This window comes from Shewanella sp. 10N.286.52.B9, assembly GCF_002873635.1.
GTDB lineage: Bacteria > Pseudomonadota > Gammaproteobacteria > Enterobacterales > Shewanellaceae > Shewanella.
The window spans coordinates 18316-32410 of sequence record NZ_MCTY01000204.1; the positions used below are offsets into that span (position 1 = coordinate 18316).

A 14095-nucleotide genomic window follows, 5' to 3' on the forward strand; every position below is an offset into this window, starting at 1 on the left:
TGAAGCTTGTGGAGAATGACAGTGTCTGAACGGCTTTTTATCCGATTAGGGAAAACATCAACAAGTCCTTGTTCGTGGCTGGTATGGTCAGAACAAGAGCAAGAAATTATTGCTTCAGGTGAGTTAAGTGATGCAGCGAGCTTAACCAGTTTGACTGAGCGCGCGGGCAATCGTCCGGTGGATGTGTTGGTGCCAGCGGCCAGTATGACATTGACTCAAATTGCATTGCCTGAAAAAAATCAGCGCCAAGCGTTAAAGGCACTCCCTTTCATGCTAGAAGAAACCATCGCCTCTGATGTTGAAACCATGCACTTTGTGGTTGGCCCCCGTGATGGTGAGCAGCTAAATGTCGCCGCAGTGGCCCATGAGCAAATGCAAAACTGGTTATCTTGGCTGCTTGATGCTGGCATTAAAGTAAAGAGTATTGTCCCTGATTGTTTAGCCTTACCGTTGGATCAATGTAGCTGGGCTGCGCTGGATATGGGTGATGAATTGTTACTGCGTACCGGTGAAGGTAGTGGTGTGAGCTTGCCAAAAACATGGTTAGATTTCGCCTTACCTGAGCTGCTATCGCGTCGAAGTGATGCCGATTCTGCGCTAAAAATTGCCGCCTATAGCGAAGACTTAGTGTTTACCAATGCTGAGGTGGAAGCGAAACCATTAGATATTCCGATGATGGTATTGGCAAAGGGTATTTTACAGGCACCGATTAATTTATTAAGCGGTGTGTATCAGCCAAAGCGTGAATACAGCAAGCATCTGATGCTATGGAAAAATGCGGCTATTGTAGCGGTTATTGCTATCGTACTTGGGCTAGTGAATAAAGGCTTAACCATTCATCAGTTGAATCAACAAACCGCTGAAATAAAACAGCAAAGTGAAGCGATATTTAAGCGTGTTAGTCCAGGGGTAAACCGGATTGTTAATATTCGCTCGCAGCTGGACTCACAATTGCGCAGTCTTAAAGGTCAAGGTGGCGGTGCTGCTTTCTTTGACATGCTTGATGGCCTGAAAGAGTCATTTCAAAAAGTGCCCGATTTAAAACCGAACTCAATTCGTTTTGATGCAAGTCGTAATGAACTGCGCATGCAAGTGACGGCAAAAAGTTATGATCACGTGGATAAATTCAAGCAACTGGTTGAAGCGCGTTATGAGTTTGATATGGGTGCCATCAATAGCGGTGACAATGAAGTGAATACCACAATTACCTTGAAGGGCAAATAAGATGGAAAATTTGCAAATTTGGTGGCGTGGACTCGCGCAACGTGAACAGCAATTAGTCGGCAGTTGCGCAGTGTTTGTGGTTATTGGAATTTTGTATTGGGGCATTTGGAGCCCGATTGCAACTGCGGCAGACAATGCTGAAAAAGATCATCAAGCAGCCAAGCAAACCTTAAATTATGTTAAACAATCGGCGAATAAAATTGCCGGTTTAAAACAACAAGGTTCTGGGCCAAGAGCATCAGGCAGCTTAAGTTCGATTGTGAACCAATTAGCTGGCCAATATGATTTAGACATTACCCGTATGCAGCCACAGGGCAATAAAATCCAATTATGGATGGACGATGTGCCATTTGACAGCTTACTTGATTACTTGCATGAACTGGTTGAAGAAAAAGGCTTAACCCTAGAAAGTGTTGATGTATCAGAGTCTGACTTGGCAGGTTATGTCAAAGTGCGCCGTATTCAGTTATCTAAGTAAGTAGGTATAGTAGTGAGTTTGATTAAGAAAATTATTTTAGGTGTTTTTGTTTACCTGATCTTTTTGGTGGTATTTATCCCAGCAAATTGGCTAGTGGGGATTGCGCCATTACCCAATAATATCAAGGTAAGCGGTGTTAGTGGTACATTGTGGCAAGGCTCTGCTGATTTGGTGTCGATTGATCGCCGTTTGATTGAACAGGTGTCATGGGATTTAAATCCTTGGACATTATTTATTGGTCGGCTCAATGTCGATCTGCAGATTGGTAGCCGGGCAACGCCAGTTAGTGGGCAGGGTGATATTAGTTGGTCTTTCTCAGGTGTCTCAGCTGAAAACTTGCGCTTTGAAGCGCCGAATAAATTTTTATTAGGCAACGCAAAATTACCCTTTAGAACCATGGTAGATGGTGATGTCAGTTTAATTGTTGAAAGCCTTAAGCAAGGTACGCCTTGGTGTGAGCAGTTAACCGGTAAGCTATTTTTGAATGCTATTGATGTTAAAAATCAGTTTGGTGAATATCCTTTAGGGGATATCGCCCTAGGGTTGAGTTGTATTGATGGCCAAGTGCAATTGATGACTGATGACTCAATGAACAAAATGGGGATTCAAGGTAGCGCCACTTTAGGTGAAAATAATCGTATTGTGGTTAGTGCTAAGATCAAACCGACCCATGAGCAGCCACAAGATTTAACCCAAGCTTTAAGCTTTTTGGGTAAACAAGATAGCCAAGGCTATTACCCTGTTAATTATCAGGGCACGATTCCAGGGTTGTAGTAACGACTGCTTCATCAGAAATTTGAAAGGCAGCTGAATCACATCAGCTGCCTTTTTTATTGGCTATAAATTATTAGCTACCATAGGCACTTAGCCTTTAACTGCAGCTAATAAGTCTTGATGTAAGAGTTGGTAATCATCAATGGCAGGAAAATCGATGAAATCCTTATTGGGCTTTTGACTGTCAGGATTGCTAATACCTAATTGAAAGCCAACACCCGCCAAACGTGATGCTTCAAGAATATTTTCATTGTCATCAACAAACAAACAGCGGCTTGGATCTAAGTCATATTTCGCGAATGTTTGCTTCCAAAATTCAGGGTGCTCTTTAGGATAACCCGTTTCATGGCTCGACATCATTCCATCTAGGCCTCTTGCCAGTTCAGTATGTTCTAATTTAAGTTCTAGGCTTTTAGGATGGGCATTGGTTAACAGGATTCTTTGTTTACCTGCCGTAGCGAGCGCCTCTAAAAAGGGCATGCTGTCTTGGCGCATTTGAATTCGCTCAACCAGTGAATAATGCAGGGTGAGAATATCTATGTCTAATTGTTGCTGCCAAAAATCAATGCAATACCAGTCTAGGGTGCCAACAACCTTATGGTAAGACTGCTCGACTAGCGCCTGCGCTTGGGCTAAGGAAATTTGCTTTTGTGTACTAAGCTGTTGAGGTACCAAAGTTAACCAAAAATGGTTATCAAAATGCAAATCCAGCAAGGTGCCGTCCATATCGAGCAAAACTGTGTCTATCTTATGCCAAGGAAACATGTAAATTCCGGTTGTAGAATATAGCTAGGGTAGTAAGATTGTAACTGGTCTTACTAAATTCGTCATATACGAGGTTTTAATGACATCACGGCATAAAAAGCCCGAAATTCTTCATCGCGAAATTGTCGCCAAAAGTCGACTGTTTCAGATAGAACAGCTGCACCTAAAATTTTCTAATGGCATTGAGCGTCAATATGAACGAATGAGTGGTGGCAGCCGCGGTGCGGTCATGATTGTGCCTGTGCATCAAGGTCAATTTTTGTTGGCTAAAGAATATGCCGCAGGCACTGATAATTATGAGTTGGGTTTTCCTAAAGGCTTGATTGATCCCGGCGAAGAGGCTGTTGAAGCCGCGAATCGTGAGTTACAAGAAGAAATCGGTTTTGCCAGTCGTAAGCTGACCTTATTGAAAGAATTAAGCTTAGCGCCAGGTTATTTTGCCAGTAAGATGCAAATTTTCATTGCTGAAGATTTATATGAAAGCAGCCTAGAAGGTGATGAGCCTGAACCTATTGAAGTTATCCCGTGGGCGCTTGGTGAATGGCAAGCGTTACTGGATAACAATGATTTTTCAGAATCGAGAAGTGTGAGTGCATTATTTTTAGCCCAACAACATTTACAAGGTTAATCTTGCTACTGTGTTAGCGGCTAAATTTAGCCAATTGAGATGTTGTAAGCGTTATTACTGACTGATGATTAAAATATTTCAGCTTACTCATCTAATTTAACTACAAATAAATCGTAAATTAGTCTAACTTGACACTATTCAGAGTATTATTTGGCGATTGGAGTCGTTATGAAGCCAGAAGAAGTAATTGAACAAGTCATCAGTATTGCCACCGAGGCGGGTCAAAAAATCCGCGATATTTATTTGAAAGGTGATTTTGATCGCGAAATAAAATCTGATAATACTCCTGTCACCTCAGCGGATCTGGCTGCAAATGAAATTATTTGTACTGAACTTGCTAAATTAACGCCTGATATTCCAATCTTAAGTGAAGAAGCTGCCGATATACCTTTTAATGAGCGTAGCGAGTGGCCACGTTATTGGTTAGTGGATCCATTAGATGGCACTGGTGAATTTATTGCTGGTAGTGGTGACTTTTCAGTGATTATTGCACTCGTTGAGCATAATCGCCCTGTGATGGGGATAGTGTATGTGCCGATGACAAACGTGTGTTACTACGCGATTGCAGGTTTAGGAGCCTACAAACGTGATGCTAACAATGAAGTGCGTATTAGCAGTAAACCACTTACTGATATTAATGAATCAGGTTTACGTCTTGCGGTAAGTCGTCGTCAAGACCCACAATCTGTATTAAAGTTACTCAGTCATCCTAGCAGTTGCGAATTAGTGGTGTTAGGCGGCGCAGCATTAAAGAGTTGTTTAGTGGCCGAAGGCCGAGCTGACTGTTACGTGCGTTTAGGGCCAACCGGTGAGTGGGATACAGGCGCTGCGCAAATTATTCTAGAAGAAGCAGGCGGCGCGTTAATGGATATTAACCTGCAACCGTTAACTTATAATGAACGTGAAACCCTTGAAAATCCAAACTTTATTGTTGTAGGTAGCCCGAATTTACCTTGGGACGATATCCTCACTAATTAGTCAGCTCGACATGACTTATTTAAGCCCTCTAGTAGAGGGCTTTTTTGTGGCCGCCATTTATAAAATACTCATGCTGTCTATAAATTAATGGGTTATGAGCATTGTTTTAATTTTATTTGCTGTTAGTTTCTTGTTCAAAGCATTATTGATAATAGCGGCTTAAGGGCAAATGCAATGCGTGAAGGAGAGGGGGTGTTCACTCAGAGCTTCATTCATGGCTTAAATTACTTACCAAAATTGTTATCTATTTATATTCAAGGCTATACCTCAGGAATGGCAAAATAAGGATGTTTCATGGTATTAACCAAACGTTTTCTCCCTTACTTCATCACTCAGTGCCTTGGGGCATTAAACGATAATATCTATAAAAATGTGCTGCTATTACTGGTGACTTACAGCCAGGTAGATGCACTACCGATTAGCGTCAATATGTTTGTTAATTTAGCTGCCGGAGTGTTTATTTTACCGTTTTTCTTATTTTCAGCCCATGCAGGTGTCGTGGCTGACAATATGGACAAAGCGCGACTGATAAGACGACTTAAATTACTGGAGCTTATCATCATGTCTTGCGCGGCTTTTGCCATATTGTCGCAAAGCTATTTGCTGATGTTGGTGCTGCTATTTCTTACTGGCAGTCAATCGGCTTACTTTGGCCCAGTTAAGTATTCCTTATTGCCACAAACGCTTAAAGAAGATGAGTTAGTTACTGGTAATGCTTGGGTTGAAATGGGCACCTTTATCTCGATCCTTGCTGGCACCTTGTCTGCAGGTTTGTTAGTGGCAAGTAAGCATAGTTTACTTGGCGCTGCGGTGACTGTGGTGACGTTATCTATTGCTGGTTACTTATCAAGCCGGGCTATTCCTGCATTACCGCCACAAGGCACAATCAGTAAAATTCGTTTTACCCCTTTTACGGGAACATGGCGCAGTATTGCCAAAGTAAGGCAAACCCCAAGTATCTGGATGGCTATTCTCGCCATTAGCTGGTTTTGGTTTTTGGGCGCCACTTATTTAACCCAGTTCCCAAACTTTGCTAAATTACACCTGTATGCCGATGCGACCGTGGTGTCGTTATTGTTGGCATTATTTTCCATTGGTATCGCCATAGGCTCGTGGGTATGTGAGCGGATTTCCTATGGTCATGTGGAGTTAGGCGTGTTGCCGTTTGGGGTTTTAGGCTTAACGGTATTTGGGGTTGATTTAATTTTTGCTATTCCGCCAGCGCCATTAGATAGCAGTTTCGTATATAGCTTTAGTCGCTTCATCACTGATCCGCAGCATTATCGGCTGATGGCTGATTTGCTGTTTATTGGCTTAAGTGGTGGATTATTCATTGTGCCCTTGTATGCCTTTATTCAATCTAGGGCTGCACCAGGGGAGTGTGCCCAAGCTATTGCGGCAAACAATATTATTAATGCCTTATTCATGGTGATGGCGGCATTGCTATCTATGTTGTTACTTGGCGTTTTAGAGTGGAGTATTCCGCAATTATTTTTACTCCTTGCTGGGTTGAACACTGCGGTGGCGTTATATGTGTATGCTCAGGTACCTGAGTTTGCTCAGCGCTTTATCAGTTACTTGTTGAGCCACTTGATGTACCGCGTCAGTGTTAATGGGCGTCTCAATATTCCGGCGCAGGGAGCTGGGGTGATTGTCTGTAATCATGTTAGCTATGTTGATGCCTTAATTATTATGGGCGCATCCACCCGTCCTATTCGTTTTGTGATGGATAAATCCATCAGTGAAATTCCGCTATTAAAATATCTCTTTCGCCATGCTGGAGTTATTCCTATTTGCTCACCTAAAAAGTGTGAAACCACCTACAAGCAAGCATTTGAGCTAATCCATGAAGCCCTTGGTAATGAGGAGCTAGTGTGTATTTTCCCTGAAGGACGTTTATCTGTTGATGGTGAAATTGCTGAGTTTAGACCCGGTATCGAAGCGATTTTAGCGAGAGATCCCGTCACAGTAATCCCGATGTCATTACAAGGCTTATGGGGCTCATACTTTAGCCATAAAGGCGGCCATGCACTGACAACACCACCGAAGCGTTTTTGGTCTAGGGTGACTGTGAATATTGATGCAGCGGTCGATGGGGTCTCACTGGGTCGCCATGGGCTACAAGCTAAGGTCACTGAGTTATTTGATAGCACAACTACTCGTTAAATGAGAGCGCTAATGGTCGTTAAGTGATGGAGCTAAAACACGAGTATAAGTGGTTGCTCTATCTTTGCTATGTGACACTCATAACAGCAACCGTTCGTTGTTATGAGTGCAGAGTGTGTGAATTATCCTGCTAGCTGATCTAAATATTGCTGGATCGCAATTTTATCACCACTAAATATTACCCTTTGCTGACGTTTGCTCATTTGGTATTGATACATAGGGTCGTAATAGCGCTCTAATAGTATTGAAATCCAATCAAAATGTTCATTAGCATCGTTTATTGAAAACTGTCGATTTATGGCGCTTTCAATAATGGCACTGAGCTGTTGGTGTTGCTTGCCACCTAAGCGTTTTTTGATGCTATTAATGCTGCTAAGCAGGTATTGGCTAAACTGTTCTTTTCCATGTTCTGCGCCATATTTATTGATAAAGGCGGCTGACTTATCAATAACATAGTCTTTATGTATTCTGTTTATACGATTCGCTAAGCTTTCTTCTAATACAATCATCTCACTGGCTTGCATCGCTTGGTAAAAAGCTTTGGGTATGGCTGAGCGCCCGATTAAGAAGCTTTCGTCTTCTAACAAGATTTTATGTTGTGGCAATTGCTGATGTTGTAGTAGCTGTGTCGCCAGCTGATTTTCGAAATTAATTTGAGTTGGTTGGGGCTCAAGGTTCTTACCAAAACTTGAGCCGCGATGATTGGCAATGGCTTCTAAGTCAATGGACTCTGGTCGCAGTTGTAAGAGCTCGGTCTTGCCGCTGCCGGTGCTGCCGCTTAAAATGACTAAGGGCTGCAAAGTCGCCGCGGTATCAATGATATCAATTAAATATTGGCGCATGGCTTTATAGCCACCTTCAATATAAGGGATATCGATGCCGGCCTCTTTCAGCCATTGCTGTGACAACTTTGAACGTAAGCCACCACGAAAACAATATAGGTAGCTGTTGGGGTGCTTAGCGATAAACTGCTGCCAGCTTTCAATGCGCTGCTGTTTGGTTTTGCCATTAACCAATTGATGACCTAATTCGATAGCCGCCTGTTGTCCTTGCTCTTTATAGCAAGTACCAACCTTGGTACGTTCACTGTCATTCATCAGCGGGAAATTGGCCGAATGCTCGAAGGCGCCTTTACTAAATTCGATGGGGGCGCGCACATCAATGAGCGCACGCTGCTGAAGGAAAAGACGTTGATACTCGGTTTTAGCAATGATGTTAGCAGGCATTTGTTACTCTCTATGTCAGTGTAATTAATGCGCTATTGGTATTTGAAACGCTCAATTCACCAATGCAAATAGGGGCAATATTTTGCGCCTCAAGTAAAGCAACCAGTTGTTGTTCTGCGTCAGCGCTTACCGCAATCAACAAGCCGCCACTGGTTTGCGGATCGCACAGAATCGCTTTTTGTTGCTCGCTCATTTTAGGTAAGTATTGCTGATAACTGTCGAAGTTGCGTTGGGTTCCGCCTGGGGTGCAACCTAAGTTTAAGTAGTGCAGCGCTCGGTCTAATAATGGGATGTTATTAAATACTAAATTCGCAGTGACATCGCCGCCTTGGCAAACTTCAATCAAATGACCTGCCAAGCCAAAACCCGTGACGTCTGTCAGTGCATTTACTCCAGCGATTGCCGCAATATCTTGGCCGGCCTTGTTTAGCTGACACATGGCATCAATGGCAATCATACTGTCTTGCTCTGTGAGCTTTTTTTGTTTTTGCGCGGTAGTGAGGATACCGATCCCTATCGGTTTAGTGAGATACAGTTTATCGCCAGCTTTTGCCGTATTATTGCGCTTTAATTGCTCAAGAGGGATTTGTCCGGTTACCGCCAATCCAAAAATCGGTTCAGGTGCATCAATGCTGTGACCGCCAGCTAACATTATTCCCGCATCTGTGCAGGCTTGGCGCCCGCCTTCAATAACCTTTTGAGCCACTTCTGCAGCTAAGATATTCACTGGCCAGCCAAGTATGGCAATAGCCATAATAGGCGTGCCGCCCATGGCATAAATATCGCTGATGGCATTAGTGGCCGCGATACGCCCAAAGGTGAAGGGGTCATCCACAATCGGCATGAAAAAGTCAGTAGTACTGATAATGCCTGTTTCATCATTGAGTTGGTAAACTGCTGCATCGTCACGGGTTTGATTGCCGACTAATAATTTAGGATCGGTAAAAGAGGGTAAAGATGAGGCAAGTATGGTGCTAAGTACCTGCGGGGAAATTTTACAGCCACAGCCGGCGCCGTGGCTATATTCAGTAAGTTTAACTGACGATTCAGACATTAATGGGTAACCCTTAAAAAGGAAGATTATCCATCATAAACACAAACGGCTACCTTGCAAGGTAGCCGTTTACTTTTAATGGGTTAAAACAGACTTTAATAAGCAGCAGTGAGGTTATTCCAGTTTTTCTTTTGGGCTAACAAACGTGCTTTTAATTCTTCGACCTGCAATTTTAATTGCTGGTTGCTCAGTTGTTTACGTTTGGCATCTAGCAGTACCTTTTTCGCTTGATAATAATCCACTAGATGTTGCTTCATAAGATCATATTCGGCTTGGAAATTAGCGATTATTTCATCACAATTTGGTAAATGTGCGACCTTATTTTGCGCTCTTAATAATTGCATTTGAAGTTTGGCACTTTCGATTCGCTCTTGCGGTACTACTCGTAAATCAGTGGCTAAACCACACCATTGCATTGACTTAATTAGCCATTTTGTTGGGTCGTAATGCCACCACTTAATACCATTACGGTAGTCATTTTCAAAAATGTGATGAAAGTTATGATAACCCTCACCATAGGTCAGTAAGGCAATCATGCCATTATCTTTAGCCGTATTTTTATTGGTATATGGCTGACTGCCCCAGACATGGGCTAATGAATTAATAAAGAAAGTACAGTGATGTACGACCACTAAACGTAATAGTCCTGCCATCAGCACCATTGAAATAATATCGCCATTGAGCCAGCCTAAAAATGCCGGTAGTGCGATATTCATCAATACCACTAGGGTAAGATAATGTTTATGCTGCCACATAACGATGGCATCTTTTTGTAAGTCACGGACGTTATTATAATCATGATAACGACTGGCTTGGTATTCACGTAGCATCCAACCAATATGACTATACCAAAAGCCCATTTTGGCTGAATAAGGATCTTTGTCGTTATTATCAACGTGCTTATGATGGATGCGATGATCTGATGACCAATGCAGTGCACTATTTTGTAATGCTAATGCACCGCCAAGGGCAAATAAGAATCGCATTGCAGGATGCGCTTTATAAGCTTTGTGAGACCATAATCTATGGTAACCGGCGGTAATTGAAAGGCCGCTAGCAAAGGCAAGTACCACAAAAGCAATCCACTCAATAGCTTCAAAGCCATGTGTAAAGCCACGCCACGGCACTAAAGTCAGCGCGCCAAGTAGTGTTAGCGCAAATAAAGCAGTATTTAACCAAATAATCGGTGGTTTTTTCATTAAGATAATCCATGATTCTTATTGAGCGTACAGTTGTAAGCTAATTTAGCTCACCAACTTTATTCGGTCAAGTATCTCGGGGCTGTGTTTTTAGCTTAAAAGCGGTATTATCTGTGCAATAACATTTACTAAATGGATCTTTACATGGGTGTAAGAGCATTACAGAAAGAAAAAACCCGTCGTGCATTGGTAGATGCCGCTTTTAATCAATTAAGCGCTGAACGTAGTTTCTCCAGTTTAAGCTTGCGAGAAGTGGCAAGGGAAGCGGGCATAGCACCAACCTCTTTTTATCGTCATTTCAAAGACATGAATGAACTTGGTTTAACCATGGTTGATGAAGGTGGACTCACACTTCGACAAATGATGCGTAAAGGTCGCCAGCGCGCAGAAGCGGGTGGCAGTGTCATTCGCATCTCGGTTGACACGTTTGTGGAAGTATTAGAATCAAATCCCAATGTTTTTCGAATTCTATTACATGAGCGCTCAGGAACGTCAGCGGCTTTTCGTGCCGCTGTAGCAAGAGAAATAGAACACTTTATTTCAGAGTTGTCTCATTACACAGAGGCGACTGCTGGAAGAACGCCGATGCTAGCCAGAGTACAAGCAGAAGCTTTAGTTACCCTAGTGTTTAACGCTGGGGCATCAGCTTTAGATATGAAACGAGCTGACAGAAAAGTATTAGCCGATCACTTAGTGCTGCAATTGCGCATGGTGGCAAAAGGCGCAGAAGCGCTGCAACATAAAGTTGATACTAAATAGCATCAGTGAATTAATAGTAAAACTTGCGCAATAAAAAAGCCGTTATGGATAATTCATCCCATAACGGCTTTTTAATATGTGTTGAACCTACTTACGTTCTAGTAGTACACCTGATTCCATATGGTGGGTATATGGGAATTGATCAAATAAAGCGAAACGGGTGATCTTATGGGTGCTTCCCAGTACCTCAAGGTTTGCTTTTAGGGTTTCTGGGTTACATGAAATATATAAAATGCGGTCGTAGTTTTGCATTAATGCCAAGGTGTCATCGTCAATACCCGCTCGTGGTGGGTCAACGAAAATGGTATTGCAATCGTAGCTATCTAAGTCAATACCTTCTAAACGTCTAAAGGTGCGTTTTTTCGCCATCGCATCACTAAAGTCTTCAGCAGACATACGAATGATTTGCACATTATCGACTTTGTTGATGGCAATATTATACTGCGCAGCATCAACAGATGGCTTAGCTAATTCTGTTGCTAGTACGCGGTCAAAGTTTTGCGCTAAAGCGATAGTGAAATTGCCATTACCGCAATAAAGCTCTAATAAATCGCCAGTGCTGTCTTTGGTTGCTGAAATAGCCCATTCGAGCATTTTGACTGACACTTTCGCATTTGGCTGGGTAAAGCTATTTTCAATTTGTTTATAATGTAATTCTTGACCGGCTACATTAAGGGTCTCAACCACAAAGTCTTTATCTAAATCGATTTTAAGTTTACGTGCTCGGCCAATGATATTGACGTTAAACTTTTCAGCTAAACGCGCCTTCATTTGGGTCGCTTGCTCTATCCAAGTGTCACCTAATTGGCGGTGATAAAGTAACGACACTAAGATCTCACCGCTAAGCGTGGTTAAAAAGTCCACCTGAAATAACTTAAAGCGTAAATCATGATTAGGACGTAGCTCTTCCATTAATGCAGTCATCATTTCATTGATTAAAGTCCCTGCTGGCAAATATTGCTCACAGCGCACTTTCTCATCTAAGACTTTATCAAACATGTAATAGAATAAGTCATCGCCATCGTGCCATACTCGAAACTCGGCGCGCATACGGTAATGGGCTGGTTCTGAGGCAAAAACTTCTAAACTAGGCGGCGTAAAATCGGCAAAGTCCTGTTCAAGCTTGATACGCTTCTCTGCTAGTTGCGCATCATAGTTTTTAGGATCCATTGCAGCTAAATTCATTTTGTTCCACCATAGGCTGTAAATTAAGGGCGCAAATATTATACTACACAACGCTGATGTCCAGCGGATTGACTTAATCTTAATGGATTAAGTGGTTAATTTTATCTATACAGCTTTTATCACCCGCATTATGGAGAAGAGATTGTCAGGTCCAATACTTATTTTTGATTCTGGTATCGGCGGTTTATCCGTTTTAGAACACATTCAAACAAAAATGCCTGCTAAAGATATCTTCTATTTATTTGATAATGCCCGGCTACCTTATGGGGATCTAGCAGAACAAGCATTAATTGAAGGTTGTGTGGCACTGATTATCAAGCAAGTGGCATGCATTAATGCTTCCATTGTGGTCGTTGCCTGCAATACTGCCAGCACCTTAGTGTTACCGCATTTACGAAGACGACTAACCATACCCGTGGTGGGCGTAGTGCCAGCAATTAAACCTGCAGCGCAATTGACTCAATCCAAACACATAGCATTACTTGCCACGCCAGGGACAGTTGAAAGAGCTTATACTAAAGAGTTGATCCGTGAGTTTGCTGGTTGCTGTGAAGTGACTTTGATTGGTTCATCTGAATTAGTGCTTATTGCCGAAGAGAAAGCTAAAAGAAACCCAGTAAACTTAAATGCGATAAAACCAATCTTGGCTTCGATAAATGGCACTGATATAGATACCTTGGTTTTAGGCTGCACTCACTTTCCGTTATTACGCCAAGAAATAGCTGAGTGCATTAGCCATCCAGTAACGCTATTAGATTCCGGCGAAGCCATTGCAATAAGAGTGGCGTCATTATTAGAAGCAATAAACAGGTCAGCTAAAGGTAAAACGAACAAAGTAGGCAGGTTAACAGCGGGATTTACAAAGAAGATAGATAAAGGCTTAGCATTAACATTAGCTGACTACGGTTTTAAGCAACTAGAGTGCATTTCCGTAGGCAGCTAATAGAAGGGGTTTAGTCTTCTTTATTTGACTCAGATGGATCTGACTCTTGTGATTTAGCTTCACGCACCTTTAGTGTGCGTTCTTGGAAACTGTAATCGTTTAACTTGCTCATTGCTTTCTTGGCGCCAGTTTCAGACATTTCAACAAAACCAAATCCCTTACGGCGACCTGTTTTTCTATCTCTAACTAAACGTACTGAATTAACTGGTCCATATTCGCCGAATAAAGCTTTCACTTCACCTTCATGAACACGGTAAGGCAAGTTACCAACATAAAGTGTCATTGTTGGGCCAACATAAGGCTTATTTGAATCAGTTGCAGTTGAAGACGGAACAAAAGTGAATATAAGACTCGCTAACATAACACCAGCGATGAAAGACACGACTAATTGAACATTGGTAGAAAGAGCATAAATAACGATTGCACCTATAAGGGCAATAATTAGGGTAATAACAAATGACTTTTGCATATGATTGTCTCTAATAAAAATGAAAAATGATAAATAACTGTTAAAAACATTGCTATGGTAATGAATTATTGAAGCTTTCACCATACTCTGATGAAAATATGACCTCAAAACACGATAAAAACCATATTACTGATAGTTACTGTAGGACAAAAGTGTTCTTTAAATACCCATAATAGTTAAAAATAAAACGATCTGTTCAAAAGCTATTCGCTTAAACGGTTTTTATATAAAAAGCCCTTGCACCAAT

At 42.0% G+C, this 14095-nt stretch carries 14 protein-coding genes; 8 read left to right on the plus strand and 6 right to left on the minus strand.

Annotated features, from left to right (window positions below; genetic code table 11):
- The first annotated feature begins 21 nt into the window (after positions 1 to 21).
- Genes gspL through gspN form a run of 3 tightly spaced genes read left to right on the plus strand, consistent with a single transcriptional unit; the run spans position 22 to position 2476 of the window.
- The gene (gene gspL, locus BCU91_RS16420; protein WP_102436067.1) at positions 22 to 1224 is read left to right on the plus strand and encodes a type II secretion system protein GspL; all 1203 of its coding nucleotides are present in this window, start codon (positions 22 to 24) and stop codon (positions 1222 to 1224) included.
- Position 1225: 1 nt separating this feature from the next.
- Entirely contained in the window at positions 1226 to 1702 is a 477-nt protein-coding gene (locus BCU91_RS16425) for a type II secretion system protein M (RefSeq protein WP_102436035.1), read from the plus strand.
- A gap of 12 nt (positions 1703 to 1714) precedes the next feature.
- Positions 1715 to 2476 carry a type II secretion system protein N gene (gene gspN / locus BCU91_RS16430; RefSeq protein ID WP_102531926.1) on the plus strand — a complete coding sequence of 254 codons (762 nt, stop codon included), beginning with the start codon at positions 1715 to 1717 and terminating at the stop codon, positions 2474 to 2476.
- 90 nt (positions 2477 to 2566) lie between these two features.
- Here the strand turns inward: gspN and yrfG are convergent, their stop codons facing one another.
- On the minus strand, positions 2567 to 3241 hold the full coding sequence (gene yrfG, locus BCU91_RS16435; RefSeq protein WP_102531927.1) for a GMP/IMP nucleotidase: 675 nt from the start codon (positions 3239 to 3241) through the stop codon (positions 2567 to 2569).
- Positions 3242 to 3320: 79 nt separating this feature from the next.
- On the opposite strand from yrfG, the gene nudE reads away from it, so the two are divergent.
- From nudE to BCU91_RS16450, 3 genes are all read left to right on the plus strand, one after another.
- Positions 3321 to 3869 carry an ADP compounds hydrolase NudE gene (gene nudE, locus BCU91_RS16440; RefSeq protein ID WP_102531928.1) on the plus strand — a complete coding sequence of 183 codons (549 nt, stop codon included), beginning with the start codon at positions 3321 to 3323 and terminating at the stop codon, positions 3867 to 3869.
- A 168-nt stretch (positions 3870 to 4037) separates the two neighbouring features.
- A complete protein-coding gene (gene cysQ / locus BCU91_RS16445; RefSeq protein WP_102436043.1) occupies positions 4038 to 4847 on the plus strand; it encodes a 3'(2'),5'-bisphosphate nucleotidase CysQ in 810 nt (269 codons plus the stop codon).
- A 294-nt stretch (positions 4848 to 5141) separates the two neighbouring features.
- Entirely contained in the window at positions 5142 to 7013 is a 1872-nt protein-coding gene (locus BCU91_RS16450) for an MFS transporter (protein ID WP_102531929.1), read from the plus strand.
- A 122-nt stretch (positions 7014 to 7135) separates the two neighbouring features.
- On the opposite strand, the gene mnmH is transcribed toward BCU91_RS16450, so the two are convergent.
- From mnmH to BCU91_RS16465, 3 genes are all read right to left on the minus strand, one after another.
- Positions 7136 to 8239, minus strand: coding sequence for a tRNA 2-selenouridine(34) synthase MnmH (gene mnmH, locus BCU91_RS16455; protein WP_102531930.1), 1104 nt, complete (start codon positions 8237 to 8239; stop codon positions 7136 to 7138).
- 10 nt (positions 8240 to 8249) lie between these two features.
- A complete protein-coding gene (gene selD, locus BCU91_RS16460; RefSeq protein ID WP_102531931.1) occupies positions 8250 to 9293 on the minus strand; it encodes a selenide, water dikinase SelD in 1044 nt (347 codons plus the stop codon).
- Positions 9294 to 9388: 95 nt separating this feature from the next.
- On the minus strand, positions 9389 to 10492 hold the full coding sequence (locus tag BCU91_RS16465) for a fatty acid desaturase (RefSeq protein ID WP_102436051.1): 1104 nt from the start codon (positions 10490 to 10492) through the stop codon (positions 9389 to 9391).
- A gap of 144 nt (positions 10493 to 10636) precedes the next feature.
- Between BCU91_RS16465 and fabR the strand changes: the two genes are divergently transcribed.
- Positions 10637 to 11251, plus strand: a complete 615-nt coding sequence (fabR, locus tag BCU91_RS16470) for an HTH-type transcriptional repressor FabR (RefSeq protein ID WP_076541308.1) — start codon at positions 10637 to 10639, stop codon at positions 11249 to 11251.
- A gap of 87 nt (positions 11252 to 11338) precedes the next feature.
- Here the strand turns inward: fabR and trmA are convergent, their stop codons facing one another.
- A complete protein-coding gene (gene trmA / locus BCU91_RS16475; RefSeq protein ID WP_102436053.1) occupies positions 11339 to 12436 on the minus strand; it encodes a tRNA (uridine(54)-C5)-methyltransferase TrmA in 1098 nt (365 codons plus the stop codon).
- A 142-nt stretch (positions 12437 to 12578) separates the two neighbouring features.
- Between trmA and murI the strand changes: the two genes are divergently transcribed.
- Positions 12579 to 13379: a glutamate racemase gene (murI, locus tag BCU91_RS16480; RefSeq protein ID WP_102531932.1), complete on the plus strand. Its 801-nt coding sequence runs from the start codon at positions 12579 to 12581 to the stop codon at positions 13377 to 13379.
- Between the two features lie 10 nt (positions 13380 to 13389).
- Here murI and BCU91_RS16485 read toward each other — a convergent pair whose 3' ends face one another.
- Entirely contained in the window at positions 13390 to 13848 is a 459-nt protein-coding gene (locus BCU91_RS16485) for an RNA-binding protein (protein WP_102531933.1), read from the minus strand.
- Positions 13849 to 14095 lie beyond the last annotated feature (247 nt).